The sequence below is a fragment of the Dermacoccus barathri genome (assembly GCF_015070805.1).
Lineage (GTDB): Bacteria > Actinomycetota > Actinomycetes > Actinomycetales > Dermatophilaceae > Dermacoccus > Dermacoccus abyssi.
Window position 1 is genome coordinate 19,027 of sequence record NZ_JADCTK010000007.1, and the last position, 19,045, is coordinate 38,071.

Here is a 19,045-nt window from a genome sequence, read left to right on the forward strand (position 1 = left end):
TTGTTGCTTCCGCAAGTCTCCCCCACCGGCGCTCGCACGTCGAACCCGTGCCACGCCGCGACGGAGCCCGCCGCGTCATCGCGTGAGAGCCCACGCGAGCAGAGCGAGCAGCGGCAGGGCTCCCTGGACCGTCGCGGCACGCAGCTTGGCGCGATCGCTCGTCACGAGAACGAGCGCCGCCGCCACCATGAAGGCGCACCCGGTGACTAAGAGGGTCGAACCGACGGTCGGTGCTGCCCACAGGCAGACAACGCCCACGGCGACCTGGAGCGCGAGCAGAAGGTTGTACCAGCCCTGGTTGTACGCCCAGGGGCGCATGATCTCGGCCTCTTCGCGGCTCGCGATACCGAAGACCTTCATCGTCGCGGGGTCGGTGATGCGCAGCGACTCGAGCACGAAGATGTAGACGTGGACAAGAGCAGCCAGCGCGGCGGGCACCGCGACGAGGATCTGGCTCATGAACGCTCCTGGGCGTGATGGGCGTCGAGTGGAACAGAGGATTCCTCGACGTCGGGGAGATGGGTGGGGCGGCCCGCGATGACATCACGGGCCAGCCGGACGAGGTCCGTCGGCCAGACGGGGTGAGCCGCGGCGTCGAGATCGTCGAGCGACCACCACCGCCACTCCTGCATCGTCATCTGCTCTTCCGGAGTGAGGGCTGCGGGTTCGACGTCGAAGCGAGGGCATCGGACGACGAAGAAGGTCTCGTGTTGGTAGGTGATCTGGTCGGAGAATCCGTGAGAGACGGTCCGCGAGGCGACAGGGCCCACGACGTCGGCCTCGGCGATGCGTAAACCCGTTTCTTCCCACAGCTCCCGCACGGCTGCGGTTCGGGCACCCTCCCCCGGATCGACGCCGCCGCCCGGGGTGGCCCACCAGGTGAAGACCGGGTCGAGGCCCTGGTCGGAGTCGACGTAGAGCAGAACGGCGTCGCTCTCGTCGAGGACGACGAGGCGCACCGCCTCACGAGTTCGCGAGGGACGCTCGTGGGGCGCGACCGCTTCGAACGCGCCCCCACCCTCGCGGCGGGCGATCGTCATGCGCGGCTTGTCGGCGGCGTCGCGCACGTCGTGGGCCTGATCGAACCCACGGCTCGCGAGGAGAGCTGCGGGCAGCGTCTCGCCCTGGACGTCGGCGTGCTCCATGACGAGGTGCCCACCCGGCTTGAGCAGTGCGGCCGCCCGCTCGGCGATCTGCACCGGGAACCTCAAGCCGTCGTCGCTGCCGCCGTACAGCGCGATCGAGGGATCGTGATCGGCCACTTCCGAGTCGACCGGCACCATGCCGACAGGGATGTAGGGCGGGTTGCTCACGACGACGTCGAAACGGCCCTCAAGCCCCGCTAGAGCCTCACGCGCATCCTCAACGCTCAAGTGGACGTCGAGGCTCGTCGCGGCGATGTTGTGGGCCGTCCAGGCCGCTGCGGCCTCGTCGAGCTCAACTGCGCAGACATCGAGATCCGGGCGCTCGTGCTTGACGGCCAGCGCGATGGCACCTGAACCCGTGCACAGGTCGACAACGCGACCGCCGTGCGGGGCCAGGCGGATCGTCTCGTCGACGAGCATCTCCGTCTCCGGGCGGGGCACGAAAACGCCCGGCCCGACACTGAGCTCGAGGTGGCGGAAGGGCGCCTTGCCGGTGAGATGCTGCAGGGGTACTCGGGCCGCACGCTCGTCCACGAGGCCGGCGAAGCGCTCAGCCTCGGCGTCGTCGAGGTCACGCCCGAGGATCTCGAGGCGTCGCACCTCCCCCAGGGTCACACCGAGAGCGTGCGCCATGAGGGCGGCGGCGTCGTGGGCAGCGGATTCGACGCCGGCGTCGTACAGGCGCTGACGCGCGTTCCGGATCACGTCGCGCAGCGATGCTGCCACCGGTTCAGTCCTCCTGGCCGACGGCGGCCAGCCGCGCGGCCTCGTCGGCGTCAACTGCGGACTGGACCACGGCGTCCAGGTCGCCGTCGAGCACGGTGTCGAGGTTGTAGGACTTGTAGCCGGTGCGGTGATCGGCGATGCGGTTCTCGGGGAAGTTGTAGGTGCGGATGCGCTCGCTGCGGTCCACGGTGCGCACCTGCGACTTGCGGGCCGCACTGGCCTCGGCCTCGCGCCGCTCGAGTTCGATCTGACGCAGGCGGGCCTTGAGCACGCGAAGCGCCGACTCCTTGTTCTGCAGCTGCGACTTCTCGTTCTGGCAGGAGACGACGACGCCGCTCGGCAGGTGGGTGATACGCACGGCCGAGTCGGTCGTGTTGACGCTCTGGCCGCCCGGTCCGGAGCTGCGGTAGACGTCGATCTTGAGGTCGTTCGGGCCGAACTCGACCTCGTCCTCCTCCTCGATGTCGGGCATGACGAGCACGCCGGCGGCGCTCGTGTGGATGCGGCCCTGGCTCTCGGTGACGGGGACACGCTGGACGCGGTGCACTCCGCCTTCGTACTTGAGACGCGCCCACGGCGCCTGCCCCGGCTCGGGGGTGCCCTTGGCGCGCACCGTGAGGCGGACGTCCTTGTAGCCGCCGAGGTCGGCGTCGGTGGCGTCGGAGATCTCCGCCTTCCAACCGCTGCGCTCGGCGAAGCGCAGGTACATGCGCACGAGGTCACCGGCGAACAGGGCCGATTCGGCGCCGCCCTCGCCGGCCTTGACCTCGAGGACGACGTCACGATCGTCGTCCTCGTCGCGCGGGAGCAGGAGCTTGCGCAGAACGTCGGCGGTCTCGTCGCGGTGCGTGCGCAGTGCGGGCAGTTCCTCGCCGAAGGCAGGGTCTTCTGCAGCGAGCTCTTCGGCGGCGCTCACGTCCTCGGTGGCGCTCTTCCACGCGTGGTACGCGGCGACCGTCGGGGCGAGCTGCGCGTACCGCTTGTTGAGCCGGCGCATGAGCGTCGGGTCGGCGTGCGTCGCGGGGTCGGCGAGCTGCTTCTCGAGGTCGTCGTACTCGGCGACGATCGTGGCTGCGGATTCAAGCACGGGGGCTCCTGGGCGTGGGAAGGACGTGGGAATGCAAAACGCCGACCCCAGCAGAGTTGCTGGGGTCGGCGTGTGCGAAGACTACTTGGCGTCCTTCTTGCCGTAGCGCGCCTGGAAGCGAGCGACTCGGCCACCGGTGTCCATGAGCTTCTGCTTACCCGTGTAGAAGGGGTGGCAGTTGGAGCACACTTCAACGTTGATCTTGCCGGACGTCGCGGTGCTGCGGGTCTCGAACGTGTTGCCGCAGGTGCAGGACACCGTCGTGGCGACGTATTCGGGGTGAAGGTTCTTCTTCACGGGGTTCTCCTAGCTGTTGAGGATGCCGCCGGGTCGTCTGCTCGGGCGAGCGACGTGAACCGGAAGCCAACAATGAAGTTTGCCAGACGAGCTGGACACCTTCCAAAACAGACGAAGCCCGGAACCTATTCCCGGGCCGTCGGCTGCCGACGCGGGACCGAGCCAGACGCAGGACGTGGACGCAGCTGGCACCTCGGCGCGCGTAGGCGCGACTGGGGAAGAAACCTTCCCTACTTGCGTCCAGAAACGCCTCCGAAGACACAAGAAGGGAAGAGACCATCCCTATTTGCGTGTACGCGGGTACCACGAAAAGAGTGCGACACGTCATCGGAGAAGAGGGTGCGACACGTCATCGGATCAGAGTCCCTGTTGCGAGCCCCAGGCAGGCGACGGCGCAGACCGCTGGAAGCCGACCCGCCGCGTGTCGCAGCGAGACAGGCCCGCCAGGGCCTGGCCGCAAGACGCGCCTGGACGACGGCGAGGACCCTGGAAGCAGTGAGACCGGTGCGAGCTCGCTCGCACCGGCCTCACTGCTGAACAGGATCAGTCCTCGTCGTCGTCCAGCTTGATGTTGGAGGTCTGCTGAACCTGCATGAGGAACTCGACGTTGTGCTTCGTCTTCTTGAGGCGGTCGATGAGCAGCTCGATGCCCTGCTGCTGGTCGAGTGCGGCGAGCACGCGACGCAGCTTCCACATGATCTTCAGCTCTTCGGCCGACAGGAGGATCTCCTCGCGTCGAGTACCGGAGGCGTTGATGTCGACGGCCGGGAAGATGCGGCGGTTGGCGAGGCCTCGGTCGAGCTTGAGCTCCATGTTGCCGGTGCCCTTGAACTCTTCGAAGATGACCTCGTCCATGCGCGAGCCGGTTTCGACGAGCGCCGTGGCGAGGATCGTCAACGATCCGCCGTTCTCGATGTTGCGCGCGGCACCGAAGAACTTCTTCGGCGGGTAGAGCGCGGCCGAGTCGACACCACCGGAGAGGATGCGACCGCTCGCCGGGGCGGCGAGGTTATAGGCGCGTCCGAGCTTGGTGATCGAGTCGAGGAGGACGACGACGTCGTGACCCATCTCGACGAGGCGCTTGGCGCGCTCGATGGCGAGCTCGGCGACCGTCGTGTGGTCCGTGGCGGGACGGTCGAAGGTGGAGGCGATGACCTCACCCTTGACCGCGCGCTGCATGTCGGTGACTTCCTCGGGACGCTCGTCGACGAGGACGACCATGAGGTGGCACTCGGGGTTGTTCGTCGTGATGGCGTTCGCGATCGACTGCATGACCATCGTCTTACCGGCCTTGGCGGGCGCGACGATGAGGCCGCGCTGGCCCTTACCGATGGGGGCGACGAGGTCGATGATGCGAGTCGTGAGGACGTTCGGCGTCGTCTCGAGGCGCAGGCGCTCCTGCGGGTAGAGCGGCGTCAGCTTGCCGAACTCGACGCGCTTCTTGGCGGCGTCGACCGTCATGCCGTTGACGGTGTCGAGGCGCACGAGCGCGTTGAACTTCTGGCGTGCCGGCAGCTGCTCACCCTCGCGCAGGGCCCGCACGGCACCGGTGACGGCGTCACCCTTGCGCAGCGCGTTCTTCTTGACGAGGTTCATCGGGACGTAAACGTCCGTCGGGCCCGAGAGGTAGCCGGTGGTGCGCACAAAGGCGTAGTTGTCGAGGACGTCGACGATGCCGGCGACCGGCACGAGGACGTCGTCCTCGCGGATCTCGGGTGCCTCGTCCTCGAAGTCACGCCCACGGCCACCGCGGCGGCCGGAACGGTCACGGTCACGGCCGCGCTGACGACGGCGGCGTCCGCCGCGCTCGTCGTCATCGTTGTTGTTGCCGTTGTTGTTGCGCTCGTTGCGCCCGCCACGCTGGCCACCGTCACGCTCGTTCTTGTCGGAACGGTCATCGCGCTTGTCCGAACGGTCGTTGTTGTCTCGGTTCTCGCGGTTCTCGCGGTTCTCCCGCTTGTCGCCGCGCTCACCGTCACGACGCTCGTTCTGGTTGCCCTGGCCACGCTCGCGCTTGTCGGAGCCGTCGTGCTTCTCCGAGCGCTCGTTGCTGTTCTTGTCGTGGCCCTTGTCGGAGTTGCCCTTGTCGGCACCCGACTGGTCGGAGGTTCCGCGGTTCGAACCGGAGTCGTTGCCGTCACGCTTGCCACCGTCACGGCGCTCGTCGCGCTGGCCACGGCCGTCGTTCTTGGCGTTGTTCGACGCGTCGTTCTGGCCGGACTCGTTCTGAGCGTTCGCGCCGTCGTTCTGGCCGTCACGCTTCGGACGCTCCTCACCGCCGCGGCGACCGCGACGGGTACGCGGGCGTCCCTGCCCCTGCTCGTCACCGTTGTCCGACGCGTCACCTGCCGGTGCTCCGGCGGCGTTCGTGTTCGTGGAGTCACCGTCACTCTGGGCGCGCTGCGGCTTCTCGGTGGGCGCTTCGGCGGCCTGCTCCTCACGCACGGCACGACGCGCGCTCGGCGCGGTCGAGGTGAGCTCGCCGGCCTGCGAGCGGCTGCCGCTCACACCGTTGGCCTCTGCGCGCGCGGCGCGAATGGCAGCGACGAGGTCGACCTTGCGCATCTTGGAGATGCCACCGATACCCATGCTCTGCGCGAGCTGCTTGAGCTCGTCGAGGCGCATCGCGGACAGCGCGCCGCGCGGGCTGGACTGCGCCGGTGCGGCAGGCGTTTGTTCAGACACGAAGGATCCTTCCCCCTCGTTCGGCCCGCGTGTCAGATACGCGGACGGGATGTGAGTGGAGCCGGGTTCGAACAGAAACGAACCCGTGCCGACCTCGTCCGGGGACGGACGGTGGATTCGGCGATGCACGAAAGCGCGGGTGGATCACCTGCGAGGCAGGTAGGCGTTCTTGGGACGTCGAAAGAAAATCGAGGCCTCCGCTGCCGCGACCGTGAAACGGTGACGGCTCGAGCGCCCTGGGAATTTCACCCGGGTGCACCTTGACGGTACACCCCCGACCTCACGAGGACGAAACCGCGTGCACCCCACGGCTTGTCGTGCCGGGCGAAATGATCTCCACGTCGCCGGCCACCGCACGCACGGCTTCCTCTCCCTGCCCGCTCGTCAGGGCGAGCACGGTGGGCCCGGCGCCCGAGATGACGGCAGGGATGCCGGCGTCGCGCAGGGCGTCGACGAGGGCCATCGACTCGGGGTAGGCGGGACGACGGGCTTCCTGGTGAAGGTAGTCCTGGGTGGCCGGCATGAGGAGGGTCGGGTCGGCGGTGAGGGCGTGCGCAAGCAGCGCCGTGCGCCCCGAGTTGCGAGCGGCGACGGCGAGCGCAATGGCGGTGGGCAGCGCGGCACGCGCGGTGGCCGTCGACAGACGTCGCTGCGGCACGACGAGTACCGGCACGAGGTCGGGGTGCGGCGCGAGGACAGCGCTTCGCCAGTCGCCTGCGTCACCACCGTCGGCCCAGCTCACCGTGACGTTGCCGTACACGGACGCGGATGCGTTGTCCGGGTGGCCCTCGATGCTCGAGGCGATGTCGCTGACGAAGCGCAGGACGGCGTCGTCCGCGAGGTCGAGGCCCGCCAGGGCCGTCCCGAGCGCAACACCGGTGACCGCGGCACTGGCCGAAGAGCCCATCCCGCGCGAGTGCGGAACGGCACCCCGGTAGCTCAGCCTCAGGCCCTGCGGAGCGTCCAGACCGAGCGCCTGCCAGGCGGCCACCATGGCCCGGTAGGCCAGGTGCGACTCGTCCAGCGGCACCTCCCCCTCACCGAAACCGGTGGCCTCGACGACGAGCGAGTCGCCCTCGACGATCGCCTCGGCCTCGTCCCAGACGCCGAGCGCCATGCCGATGGAGTCGAAGCCCGGCCCGAGGTTGGCCGTGCTCGCAGGCACGCGCACTCGAGCGCGGGCACCGGCGGCGACGGCGGCCCCGTCACGCAGCGGTTCGGCGCTCTTCACACGGTGCGCCATCGTCAGGAGTCGAGGCCGAGCGCCCGCGCCACCGAGTACGCGTCGACGTCGACGCGCTCGGGCTGGATGTCGTCACCGTCCGCGTTGCGCAGCGCCCACTGCGGGTCCTTGAGGCCGTGGCCCGTGACCGTGCAGACGATTGTGGCGCCCGCAGGCACCTGACCGGCGGCGTGCTTTTTGAGCAGGCCGGCGATCGACGCGGCCGAGGCGGGCTCGACGAAGATGCCCTCCTCGCTCGAGAGGTAGCGGTGGGCGTCGAGGATCTCGTCGTCGCTCACCGAGTCGATGAGGCCGCCGGAGTCGTCGCGGGCCTCCTCGGCCTGCTTCCACGACGCCGGGTTGCCGATACGGATTGCGGTGGCGATGGTCTCGGGCTCGTCGAACGGGTGCCCGGCGACGATGGGCGAGGCACCCTCGGCCTGGAAGCCCCACATCTTCGGCGTCTTCGTGGAGACGGCCGCCAGTTCGCGCCCGTCGGCGGTGGTGAACGGCGCCGCGTACTCGCGGTAGCCGCGCCAGTAGCCGGTGATGTTGCCCGCGTTGCCGACCGGCAGCACGTGGATGTCCGGGGCGTCACCGAGGGCGTCGACGATCTCGAAGCTTGCCGTCTTCTGCCCCTCGATGCGGGCCGGGTTGACGGAGTTGACGAGCTCGACCGGGTAGTTCTCGGCGAGCTTGCGCGCCACCGTGAGGCAGTCGTCGAAGTTGCCGTCGACCTGGAGCAGCTGCGCGCCGTGCGCGATGGCCTGACTCAACTTGCCCATGGCGATCTTGCCGTCCGGCACGAGCACCGCACACGTCATGCCGGCCTTCGTCGCGTAGGCGGCCGCAGAGGCGGACGTGTTGCCCGTCGACGCACAGATGACGGCCTTGGCGCCGTTCTTCGCGGCCATCGACATCGCCGTCGTCATGCCGCGGTCCTTGAACGAGCCCGTGGGGTTGAGGCCCTCGTACTTGACGAAGACGCGTGCACCGACGCGCTTGCTCAGCTTCTCGGCCTCGATGAGGGGCGTGCCGCCCTCGCCGAGGGTGACGACGGGGGCTCCGTCGAGCATCGGCAGACGCTCGGCGTACTCGGTGATGACGCCGCGCCACAGGTGGGCCATGTCAGATTCCTTCCGCGCGCAGCACCGACGTCACGCTCGTGACGTCGGGCAGCTTCTTAATGGTGTCGACCGTGGTCGCGAGGGCCGATTCGGGGGCCTCGTGGGTCATGAACGTAAGCGAGGCGAGCCCGTCCTCGGAGCGGCGCACGCCTTGGCGCATGCTCTCGATCGAGACGCCCTGATCGCCGAAGGCGCTCGTCACGCGACCGAGCACGCCGGGCTCGTCGGCCACCTCGACGCGCACGACGTAGCGGGTGAGCGATTCACCGATCGGCAGGATCGGCAGGTTGGCGTACGCCGACTCCCCCGCGCCGTGCGAGCCGCTGACGCGGTGCCGGGCGGCGTGGACGATGTCGCCCAGCACGGCAGATGCCGTGGGGTCGCCGCCGGCGCCACGCCCGTAGAACATGAGCTCGCCGGCGAGCTTCGTCTCGACGAAGACGGCGTTGAACGCCTCGCGCACCGTGGCGAGCGGGTGCGAGCGGGCCAGAAGCACAGGGTGCACCCGGACGTTGACGCCAGGGCCACCGTCGGCCCCGTCGCGCTCGACCTTCTCGGCGATGGCGAGCAACTTGATGACGCAACCGGCGCGGCGAGCGGCCTTGATGTCCTCCGCCGTCAGGCCCATGATGCCCTCGCAGTGCACGTCACTCGTGCGCACCCGGGTGTGGAACGCCAAGGAGGCGAGGATCGCAGCCTTGGCCTGGGCGTCGTGGCCCTCGACGTCGGCGGTCGGGTCGGCCTCTGCGTACCCGAGGCTCTGCGCCTCGGCGAGCACGTCCTCGAGGTTTGCGCCGGTGCGGTCCATCTTGTCGAGGATGAAGTTCGTCGTGCCGTTGACGATGCCGAGCACCTTCGTCACCTCGTCGCCGGCGAGCGACTCGCGCAGCGGACGGATGAGCGGAATGGCGCCCGCGACGGCTGCCTCGTAGGACAGGTCGACGCCGTGCTCCATCGCGAGCTGGTAGAGCTCGGGGCCGGCTTCGCCGAGCAGGGCCTTGTTGGCCGTGACGACGCTCGCGCCGTTCTCGAGGGCCTTCGTGATGAGCGACTTCGCAGGCTCCGTGCCGCCCATGAGCTCGACGACGATGTCGGCGCGCTCGACGAGGCCTTCGGCGTCGGTAGTGAACACGTCGGCGGGCAGGCCCGTCTCGGAACGGTCCTTCGACGCATCCCGAACGAGCGCGCCGACGATCTGGACCGGGGCCCCGACCCGGGCTTCGAAATCGGCTGCGTTGCGGGTGAGTTCACGCGCGACGGCGGTGCCGACGACGCCGCTGCCGAGCAGCGCCACCGTGATGGGCTTGGTCGTCATGGTCATTCCTCTTCCAGGGCGAACAGGTCGTCGATGGTCTCCCGGCGCAGCAGGACGCGCGCGTCGCCGTCTTTGACGGCGACGACGGGCGGGCGCGGGACGTGGTTGTACTGCGACGCGAGCGCGCGGCAGTAGGCGCCGGTCGCGGCGACGGCGACGAGGTCACCGTCCGCGACGTCGGCGGGGAAGTTGATGTCGCGCACGACGATGTCGCCGCTCTCGCAGTGCTTGCCGACGATGCGGGTGGGCACGAGGTCGTCCGCGCCACCGCGGTTCGCGAGCGCCGCGTGGTAGTCAGCGGCGTAGAGAGCGGGGCGGGCGTTGTCGCTCATGCCGCCGTCGACGCTGACGTAGGAACGCACGAGGTCGTCCGTGGCCTGCACGGGCTTGACCGTGCCGACCCGGTAGAGCGTCACGCCGCCGGGGCCGATGATGCTGCGGCCCGGCTCGATCGAGACGCGCGGAACGGCGACACCGGCGTCGTCGCAGGCCGTCTTGACGATGCGCGCGAGCTGCTGCGCCATATCCGCCGGCTCGAGCGGGGTGTCGCTGGGCAGGTAGGCGATGCCGAACCCTCCGCCGAGGTCGAGTTCGGGCAACTCGACGCCGTGCGTTCGCGCGACGTCGAGCTGGAGGGCGACGAGGCGCGTCGCGGCCTCCTCGAACCCGTCCGATTCGAAGATCTGCGAGCCGATGTGGCTGTGGAAGCCGAGCAGTTCGAGCTCGGGGTGGGCGAGCACCCGGCCCACGGCGTCGGCGACCTGACCGTCCGCGAGGGAGAAACCGAACTTCTGGTCCTCGTGGGCCGTCGCGATGAACTCGTGGGTGTGGGCCTCGACGCCGAGCTTGACGCGCAGCATGACGGGCGCGCGCAGGTCGTGCTTGGCGGCTGCCGCGGCGACGCGTTCGATCTCCTCGAACGAGTCGACGACGATGCGCCCCACGCCGTACGCGAGCGCCGCGTCGATCTCCTCGACGCTCTTGTTGTTGCCGTGCATGCCGATGGCCTCACCGGGCACCTCGGCCTTACGGGCGATGGCGAGTTCGCCGCCGGAGCAGACGTCGAGACGCAGGCCCTCCTCGACGACCCAGCGCGCGATGTGCGACGTGAGGAACGCCTTGCCCGCGTAGTAGACGTCGGCCACCGTGCCGATGTCGCCGAACGCCTGCGAGAACGCCTCGCGGTAGGCGCGGGCGCGCCGGCGCACGTCGTCCTCGTCGATGACGTAGGCGGGGGTGCCGAAGCGGTCGGCCAGTTCGGTGGCGGCAATACCGGCGATGCTGATGACGCCGTCATCCCCGCGGCGGGCCGTGCGTGGCCAGACGATCTCCTCGAGGGGGCCGGTCGGCGCGTTCGGTACGGAACTCACGTCGCTGTCTCCTGCGGTGTCGAAATCGCTGCCGGTCGTGCTCGTCGGGCAAGCCGATGAGCCGATCAATAGGGTACGGGGGCGGCCAGGCGGGCCTCCGTCAGCGCCCCTTCGAGGACTCTACGGGCGGCGTCGAACACCGGCAGATCCGTCCGCGTGGCGGGCGAGTGTTCGGCGAACTGCGTGGTGCGCTCCGCGAGGATGACGATCTGGGTGAGCAACGGACGGGTGCGGCCGGTGCGTACGGCGTCCTCTGCCGCTTGCGGGACGAGGGCGAGCGCCGCGAGGAGTCGCCGCCCGGCGCCATCCGCACTCGTGCCCGCGGCGGTTCCCGCCTCCTCGCCGGCCCCGACGGCGAGGGACGCGACCGAGTGTGCGCGTCGCACCAGAGCCAGAGTGTTCGCGTCACGGCGCGAGGCGAGGACGGATTCAGGTGCTGCGAGAGGTACCGGAATCCGTTTCGGATGGGCGGCGTCGAGAAGCGCCCAGGTCAAGGCATCGAGGCCGATGCGTTCCGCGGCCGCCGCGAACGTCATGGCTGCCCCGTCGATGTGAACGTCAGGCTGCACTGATTGCCACCTCGTCGTCGCCGCGTTGAGAGGGGCGAAGTCAGCCCGCAGGTGCGTGCACCACTCAGGACGCACAGCCACGTCGACGCTCAGTAGCCCCTCGTCGAAGGCCGCAAGCTCAAGCGCTCCGGGGGTCGTCTCGCCCAACGCCTGCCGAATCGCCGCGTGCGCCGCCTCGACGGAACTGGCGCGTCCCCGTTCGACCATGACGTGCGCCGCGTTGTTCGTGACGACGCCGGGTTCCTTCGACGGAGCCCACCGCCAGGCCACGCCGAGGCGCTCCCCCAGCGCCGAGGTCGTGACCGCGTCGAACATGGGCATGAGCGTAGCGAGTGAGACAAAGTCGCTTACCGCTGGTGCGCCGCAGCTTGATCGTTCCCGCGTAGAGAATCAGGGAACACGTGCCCCCTGCAGGAACCGTCGCCCCTCGCAAGCTCGGGGCTCCTCCCGAATCCTCGCGTTATTCAGGTATTCAGGAAGGCCGCCACACCTGCGCTAGCGCTTCGGCGTGACGGCCTTCCTCAACAAGTGCCCCCTGCAGGATTCGAACCTGCGCTCCCGCCTCCGGAGGGCGGTGCTCTATCCCCTGAGCTAAGGGGGCGGCGTGCGCCCTGAGGCGCGACTGCACACTTTAGCAGCGTGCAGGGAGCCTCACGAACGGTCGTTCCCGAGTGACCCCGCGACCGAGCGAGCAGCATCCTCGCGCGTCGCCCCACGCAGTCCCGCGCGCACGGCCGGACGCTGGGTCGCATCAGCCACCTCGCCGACGAGCTCCTCGAGCACGTCCTCGAGGAAGACGACGCCGCTCGTCTCGCCGTCGTCACCGACGACCCGCGCGAGGTGGGCACCGGAGTGCTGCATCGTGACGAGGACGTCCTCCACCTCGTCCTTGGGCCGCACCGTCGCGAGCGGTCGCACCCGCCGCGGCGGGATCGGCTCGGTGTACGCCTCGTCCTGCGCGTACAGCACGTCCTTGAGGTGGATGTAGCCGCCGAGGTCACCGCGCACGCTCGTCACCGGGAATCGCGAGAAACCGTGCTTGGCGACGAGGGCGTCGACGTCCGCAGGCGTCGAGCCGAGACGCAACGTCACGAGGTCGCCGAGAGGAACGGCCACGTCCTGGGCCAGCTTGTCCGTGAACTCGAGCGCATCGCGAACGCGTCGCTCCTGCTCCGTTTCGAGCAGGCCCTCACGGTGTGACTCCTCGACGATCATCTCGACCTCCTCGGTCGAGAACGTCGAGGCGACCTCGTCCTGCGGCTCGATGCCCATCTTGCGCACGATGCCCTTCGAAACCGACTCGAGTACGCGAATGAGCGGACGCAGCGCCTTCGTGATGCGCAGCAGCGACGGCGCGAGCAACAGAGCCGCGCGGTCCGGGCCGGCGATGGCGAGGTTCTTCGGCACCATCTCGCCGAGCACGACGTGGAAGTACACGACGACGAACAGCGCGAGCAGCAGGCTGACGACGTGCGTCAGCCCGGACGGCAGCCCGGTCGCCTCGAGCGGTCCCGCGATGAGATGGTGAATGGCGTCCTCGGCCACCGCACCCAGGAGCACCGAGCACACCGTGATGCCCAACTGCGAGCACGCGAGCAGGGACGCGACGTTCTCCAGCGCCTCGAGTGAGCGAGCGGCCCGTTTCGAGCCCTGCTCCGCGAGCGGTTCGAGCTGCGAGCGCCGCGCCGCCATGACGGCGAACTCGGCCCCCACGAAATAGGCGTTGCCGGCGAGCAGCAACAGCGAGATCCAGAGCATCATCGGGCGTCTCCGTCCACGCGCGTCGAACCGCCGACGACATCACCGACACCAGCGTCGGTGGTCGCGTCCGACATCGGCGTGAAGCGCACCCGGTTGACGCGGCGACCGTCCATCGACATGACGCGCAGACGCCAGCCGGGCATCGACAGCTCGTCCCCGGCGCGCGGAATCCGTCCGACCTGCTGCATGACGTAGCCGCCCAGCGTCTCGTAGGCACGATCGTCGGGAACGGGCGCACCGATGCGGTCGGCGACCTCGTCCGGACGCCACAGCCCTGGCACGGTCCACGATCCGTCGGGCAGGTGACGGCTCGCGTCCTGCAGCTTGTCGTGCTCGTCACTCACCTCGCCGACGATCTCCTCGATGACGTCCTCGAGCGTCACGACACCCGAGGTGCCCGAGTACTCGTCGACGACGACGGCGAGTTGCAGGCCGGCCCCGCGCAGCAGCACGAGGAGCGGCTCGAGCGTCACCGTCTCGGGCACGAACGTCGCCTTGACCATGAGGGCGGTGACGGGCACGTCACCGCGGCGCTCGACCGGAACGGCGATGGCCTTCTTCACGTGGACGACGCCGTCGACGTCGTCCCACCCGTCGCCGAGCACCGGGAAGCGGGAGTGCCCCGTGGAGCGCGCGAGATTCACGACGTCCTCAGCGGTAGCCGAGCGATCGACGGACTCGCAACGCACCCGCGGGCTCATGATGTCCGACGCCGTACGCTCCCCGAAGTTGAGCGAACGCGTGAGCAAATCGGCCGTGCCCTCCTCGATCGTTCCCGCCTCGGCGGAGCGACGAACCATCGACGACAGCTCCTGCGGGGTACGTGCCGCGGAGAGTTCCTCCTGCGGTTCGATGCCCATCTTGCGCAGCAGGAGATTGGCCGAGCCGTTGAGCAGCGCGATGAGCGGTTTGAAGACGACGGCGAAGATCTGCACGGGTCTGGCGACGACCTTGGCCACCCGAAGCGGCGCCGAGATACCGAGGAACTGCGGCACGAGCTCGCCGAAGATCATCGAGAACAGAGCGGCCAGAATCATGGCCAGCGCGGTCGACAACGCGACGGCCGCTCCCCCACTCACCCCGAGCGCCTCGAGGGGCGTCTCCAACAGGTGACCCAGCGACGGCTCCACGAGGTAACCGAGCAACAGCGTCGTGAGGGTGATACCGACCTGAGCGGCGGACAGCTGAGTGGAGAGCTTGCGCAACGCGGCGAGAACGGGGCGAGCGCCTTCGTCACCTTCGTCGATGGCGCGCTGGACGGCGTGACGGTCGAGAGCGACGAGCGAGAACTCGGTGGCGACGAACAGTGCCGTTCCGAGGGTGAGCAAGACTCCGAGGAGAATCAATATCCACTGCGTCATCAGGGCTTGAAATTATCACGGGGCTCATCGTGTTCTCGTCTTCCTGACCCGAACCTCGTAGCGCCCTCTCGCCCGAAGTGGCGCTGCGGGATAGGCTGGCCGTCGTATGCCGTGCATCCACCTGCGGCAGCGGCCATCAGGCCCAACCGAACGACGCACATGAAAGAGGCGCATCTGCGTGTCATCCCAGTCCCAGAGCTCTGACCTCGAGGCCTTCGGACCGAACGAGTGGCTCGTCGAAGAGCTTTACGAGCAGTACCGCCAGGACAAGAACTCAGTGGACGCCGCGTGGCAGGAGTTCTTCGCGAACTACCGCCCCGGCCAGGGCGGCTCGGGTGCCGGCACCTCCAAGTCAGCGGCTTCCGACGCGGGCTCCACCGATGCGAAGTCCTCGACGTCCACGAAGTCCGACTCCGTCAAGGAGAAGACGGAGAAGCCCGCAGCAGCCGAGGCGCCGCGCGACCAGCAGCGCGCCGAGTCGCAGCAGGCGGCCGAGCCCACGAAGGACACCTCCGACCAGGGCGCGGACGACAACCAGGGTTCCCAGCAGAAGCTCGACCCCAAGCAGGCGGAGGGCTTCACGCCCCAGCCGACGCCGCGTGACCACGGCGACGCCTCGGTGGGCGACCTGCCGGAGGCTGAGGACGTCGACACCCCGCTGCGCGGTGTCGCGGCCAAGATCGTGCAGAACATGGAGGCGTCGATCGAGGTCCCGACGGCAACGTCCGTGCGCGCGGTGCCGGCCAAGGCCCTCATCGACAACCGCATTGTCATCAACTCGAACCTCGCCCGCGGCCGCGGCGGCAAGGTGAGCTTCACCCACATCATCGGCTACGCCATCGTCAAGGCGCTGCGCGTCATGCCGGAGATGAACGCCTCCCTCTCGGTCGACGAGAAGGGCAAGCCGCAGCTTCACCAGCCGGGCCACGTCAACTTCGGCCTCGCCATCGACCTGCAGAAGCCGGACGGCTCGCGCACCCTCGTCGTGCCCTCGATCAAGGGCGCCGAGCGCATGAACTTCGCTCAGTTCATGGCCGCCTACGAGGACATGGTCAAGAAGGCCCGCAACAACAAGCTGACGCTCGACGACTACGCCGGCACGACGATCTCGCTGACCAACCCGGGCGGCATCGGCACCGTGCACTCGGTGCCGCGCCTCATGAAGGGTGCGGGCACGATCATCGGTGTCGGCGCGCTCGATTACCCGGCCGAGTGGCAGGGCGCGAGCAACGACACGCTCAACCGCAACGCCGTCAGCAAGATCCTGACGCTCACCTCGACCTACGACCACCGCATCATCCAGGGTGCGACGTCGGGTGAGTTCCTTCGTCAGATCCACCAGCTGCTGCTCGGCGAGCAGGGCTTCTACGACGAGATCTTCGAGTCGCTGCGCATCCCCTACGAGCCGGTGCGTTGGGTTCAGGACATCTCGGCTAACCACGACGACGACATCAACAAGGTCGCCCGCGTCCAGGAGCTCATCCACGCCTACCGCGTGCGCGGCCACCTCATGGCCGACACCGACCCGCTGGAGTACAAGCAGCGTCGTCACCCGGACCTCGACATCACGAGCCACGGCCTGACGCTGTGGGATCTCGACCGCACCTTCCCCACGGGCGGTTTCGGCGGTCAGAACTTCCTCAAGCTGCGCAAGATCCTCGGCATCCTGCGTGACTCGTACTGCCGCACCGTCGGCATCGAGTACATGCACATCCAGAACCCCGAGGAGCGGGCCTGGATGCAGTCCAAGGTCGAGCTCGCCTACGCGAAGCCGACACAGGACGAGCAGGAGCGCATCCTCAAGAAGCTCAACCAGGCCGAGGCCTTCGAGACGTTCCTGCAGACGAAGTTCGTCGGCCAGAAGCGCTTCAGCCTCGAAGGCGGCGAGTCCGTCATCGCCATCCTCGACCGCATCCTGAGCGAAGCGGCCGAAAACGAGCTGGACGAGGTCGCGATCGGTATGCCGCACCGCGGCCGCCTCAACGTGCTCGCGAACATCGCCGGCAAGTCCTATGGCCAGATCTTCCGCGAGTTCGAGGGCACGCAGGCCCCCAACTCGGTCCAGGGCTCCGGTGACGTCAAGTACCACCTCGGCACCGAGGGCGAGTTCGTCGCCGACAGCGGCGCCAAGACGAAGGTCTACCTCGCCGCCAACCCGAGCCACCTCGAGGCCGTCAACCCTGTCCTCGAAGGCATCGCCCGCGCCAAGCAGGACCGCATCAACCTCGCCGGCACGGCGTTCACGGTGCTGCCGGTCCTGCTGCACGGTGACGCGGCGTTCGCCGGCCAGGGTGTTGTCGCGGAGACGCTCAACCTGTCGCAGCTTCGCGGCTACCGCACAGGCGGCACGATCCACGTCGTCATCAACAACCAGGTCGGCTTCACCACGGCGCCCAGCGCGTCGCGCAGCTCGACCTACTCCACGGACGTCGCGCGCATGGTTCAGGCGCCGATCTTCCACGTCAACGGTGACGACCCCGAGGCCTGCGTCCGCGTGGCCGAGTTGGCGTTCGAGTACCGCCAGACGTTCAACAAGGACGTCGTCATCGACATGGTCTGCTACCGCCGTCGCGGTCACAACGAGGGCGACGACCCCTCGATGACGCAGCCGCTCATGTACAAGCTCATCGAGGCCAAGAAGAGCGTGCGTCGTCTGTACGCCCAGGCTCTCGTCGGGCGTGGCGACATGGACGACGAGCGCGCAGAGCTGCTGCTCAAGGACTACCAGCAGCAGTTGGAGCGAGTCTTCGTCGAAACGAAGGAAGCCACGAAGCAGTCGAGCCAGGACGCCCCGGCGGCCGACTCGAGTCAGGGCACCGACGCCGAGGGCCATGGTGGTCTCGAGCGCCCGTCCGCCCAGATCGAGGACGACGCGAAGAGCGCCTACTCCTCCGGTCGTTCGTCGGCCATCACCGAGGCCGCCCTCCAGCGGATCGGTGACGTGTGGACTAACCCTCCCGAGGGCTTTACCCTGCACCCCAAGCTCAAGCAGCTGCTCGAGCGCCGCACCAAGATGGTCGCCGACGGCGGCATCGACTGGGCCATGGGCGAGCTCATCGCCTTCGGTTCGCTCCTCATGGACGGCACCCCGGTGCGTCTGTCGGGTCAGGACAGCCGTCGCGGCACGTTCGTGCAGCGCCACGCCGTCCTCATCGACAAGCAGAACGGCAACGAGTGGACGCCGCTTCGCTACCTCACCGACGAGCAGGCGTGGCTGTGGATCTACGACTCGCTCCTGTCGGAGTACGCGGCGATGGGCTTCGAGTACGGCTACTCGGTCGAGCGTCCCGACGCGCTCGTGCTCTGGGAAGCGCAGTTCGGCGACTTCGTCGACGGCGCGCAGACGATCATCGACGAGTTCATCTCGAGCTCGGAGCAGAAGTGGGCGCAGCGCAGCTCCGTCGTCCTGCTCCTGCCGCACGGCTACGAGGGTCAGGGTCCCGACCACAGCTCGGCGCGCATCGAGCGCTTCCTGCAGCTGTTCGCCGAGGACAACATGACGATCGCCTACCCCTCGACGCCGGCGTCGTACTTCCACCTCCTGCGTCGTCAGGCGTACGCCCGTCCGCGCAAGCCGCTCATCGTCTTCACGCCGAAGCAGCTGCTGCGCGTCAAGGCCGCCACGAGCTCGCCGGAGGACTTCACGACCGGCCAGTTCGAGCCGGTGCTGAAGGACGCAAAGCAGCTCGACCCGTCCAAGGTCGAGCGCGTGCTGCTCGCCTCGAGCCGCGTGGTCTACGACCTCGAGGCGGAGCGCGAGAAGCGCGGCGACGAGACGACCGCCATCGTGCGCGTCGAGCAGCTCGCACCGATCCCGGCCAAGGAGATCGCGGAGGCGATCAAGGAGTACCCGAACGCCGAGATCGTGTGGGTGCAGGACGAGCCGAAGAACCAGGGCGCCTGGCCGTTCATGTTCTTCAACCTGCCCGACATGCTCGAGGAGCAGGGCGAGACTCGTCGTCTGCGCGTCGTGTCGCGTCCGGCGTCCGCGTCGCCCGCCACGGGTAACAGCAAGCGTCACGCGGCGCAGCAGGCCGAGCTCGTCGAGCAGGCCTTCACCCGCTGATCGCTCAGCACTGACGAGAGCGGCGTCGCCCTTCGGGGCGACGCCGCTCTCGTCGTCCGCGGACGTGCAGCCAGCGCGCCGGGCGACAGCGGGAAGGGCGTGACGATAAGCTGCCCACGTGTATTTCACGGATCGAGGCATCGAGGAACTCGCCCATCGGCGCGGCGAAGAAGAGGTGACGTTCGAGTGGCTGGCCGACCAGCTGCGAACGTTCGTCGACCTCAACCCCGAGTTCGAGATCCCGGTCGAGCGCCTGGCCACGTGGCTGGCGCGCCTCGACGATGACGACGACGAATGAGTGAAGGCGAAGACAC

General features: G+C 68.5%; 14 protein-coding genes and 1 tRNA gene. 2 read left to right on the forward strand and 13 right to left on the reverse strand.

Annotation, left to right across the window (positions count from 1 at the left end; all coding sequences use genetic code 11):
• Positions 1–75: 75 nt before the first annotated feature.
• From IM689_RS12715 to IM689_RS12775, 13 genes are all read right to left on the reverse strand, one after another.
• The gene (locus IM689_RS12715; RefSeq protein WP_047310258.1) at positions 76–459 is read right to left on the reverse strand and encodes a DUF1304 domain-containing protein; all 384 of its coding nucleotides are present in this window, start codon (positions 457–459) and stop codon (positions 76–78) included.
• Complete coding sequence (prmC, locus tag IM689_RS12720) at positions 456–1,871, reverse strand: peptide chain release factor N(5)-glutamine methyltransferase (protein WP_193644285.1); 1,416 nt, start codon at positions 1,869–1,871, stop codon at positions 456–458. The genes IM689_RS12715 and prmC overlap by 4 nt, the downstream gene beginning before the upstream one ends.
• A gap of 4 nt (positions 1,872–1,875) precedes the next feature.
• Positions 1,876–2,958: a peptide chain release factor 1 gene (gene prfA / locus IM689_RS12725; protein ID WP_193644286.1), complete on the reverse strand. Its 1,083-nt coding sequence runs from the start codon at positions 2,956–2,958 to the stop codon at positions 1,876–1,878.
• An 81-nt stretch (positions 2,959–3,039) separates the two neighbouring features.
• Entirely contained in the window at positions 3,040–3,255 is a 216-nt protein-coding gene (gene rpmE / locus IM689_RS12730) for a 50S ribosomal protein L31 (RefSeq protein WP_047310260.1), read from the reverse strand.
• A gap of 543 nt (positions 3,256–3,798) precedes the next feature.
• Complete coding sequence (gene rho / locus IM689_RS12735; protein ID WP_227484852.1) at positions 3,799–5,880, reverse strand: transcription termination factor Rho; 2,082 nt, start codon at positions 5,878–5,880, stop codon at positions 3,799–3,801.
• A gap of 340 nt (positions 5,881–6,220) precedes the next feature.
• Positions 6,221–7,183 (reverse strand): homoserine kinase, encoded by a 963-nt coding sequence (gene thrB, locus IM689_RS12740; protein WP_193644288.1) that lies wholly within the window; start codon positions 7,181–7,183, stop codon positions 6,221–6,223.
• Positions 7,184–7,185: 2 nt separating this feature from the next.
• Positions 7,186–8,289, reverse strand: coding sequence for a threonine synthase (gene thrC, locus IM689_RS12745; RefSeq protein WP_193644289.1), 1,104 nt, complete (start codon positions 8,287–8,289; stop codon positions 7,186–7,188).
• A gap of 1 nt (position 8,290) precedes the next feature.
• Positions 8,291–9,604: a homoserine dehydrogenase gene (locus IM689_RS12750; protein ID WP_047310263.1), complete on the reverse strand. Its 1,314-nt coding sequence runs from the start codon at positions 9,602–9,604 to the stop codon at positions 8,291–8,293.
• Between the two features lie 2 nt (positions 9,605–9,606).
• The gene (gene lysA, locus IM689_RS12755; protein ID WP_193644291.1) at positions 9,607–10,974 is read right to left on the reverse strand and encodes a diaminopimelate decarboxylase; all 1,368 of its coding nucleotides are present in this window, start codon (positions 10,972–10,974) and stop codon (positions 9,607–9,609) included.
• Between the two features lie 65 nt (positions 10,975–11,039).
• Positions 11,040–11,858 (reverse strand): hypothetical protein, encoded by an 819-nt coding sequence (locus IM689_RS12760; RefSeq protein WP_193644292.1) that lies wholly within the window; start codon positions 11,856–11,858, stop codon positions 11,040–11,042.
• 214 nt (positions 11,859–12,072) lie between these two features.
• Positions 12,073–12,144 (reverse strand) — tRNA-Arg (locus IM689_RS12765).
• A gap of 50 nt (positions 12,145–12,194) precedes the next feature.
• Positions 12,195–13,304, reverse strand: a complete 1,110-nt coding sequence (locus IM689_RS12770; RefSeq protein WP_187035708.1) for a hemolysin family protein — start codon at positions 13,302–13,304, stop codon at positions 12,195–12,197.
• Positions 13,301–14,665 (reverse strand): hemolysin family protein, encoded by a 1,365-nt coding sequence (locus IM689_RS12775; RefSeq protein WP_118912124.1) that lies wholly within the window; start codon positions 14,663–14,665, stop codon positions 13,301–13,303. Before IM689_RS12775 ends, IM689_RS12770 begins: the two co-directional genes overlap by 4 nt.
• A 178-nt stretch (positions 14,666–14,843) precedes the next feature.
• Here IM689_RS12775 and IM689_RS12780 point away from each other — a divergent pair, with 178 nt between their 5' ends.
• Both IM689_RS12780 and IM689_RS12785 read left to right on the forward strand, forming a co-directional pair.
• Positions 14,844–18,731 (forward strand): multifunctional oxoglutarate decarboxylase/oxoglutarate dehydrogenase thiamine pyrophosphate-binding subunit/dihydrolipoyllysine-residue succinyltransferase subunit, encoded by a 3,888-nt coding sequence (locus IM689_RS12780; protein WP_193644293.1) that lies wholly within the window; start codon positions 14,844–14,846, stop codon positions 18,729–18,731.
• A gap of 118 nt (positions 18,732–18,849) precedes the next feature.
• Positions 18,850–19,029 carry a DUF6104 family protein gene (locus tag IM689_RS12785; protein ID WP_047310269.1) on the forward strand — a complete coding sequence of 60 codons (180 nt, stop codon included), beginning with the start codon at positions 18,850–18,852 and terminating at the stop codon, positions 19,027–19,029.
• Positions 19,030–19,045: the final 16 nt, after the last annotated feature.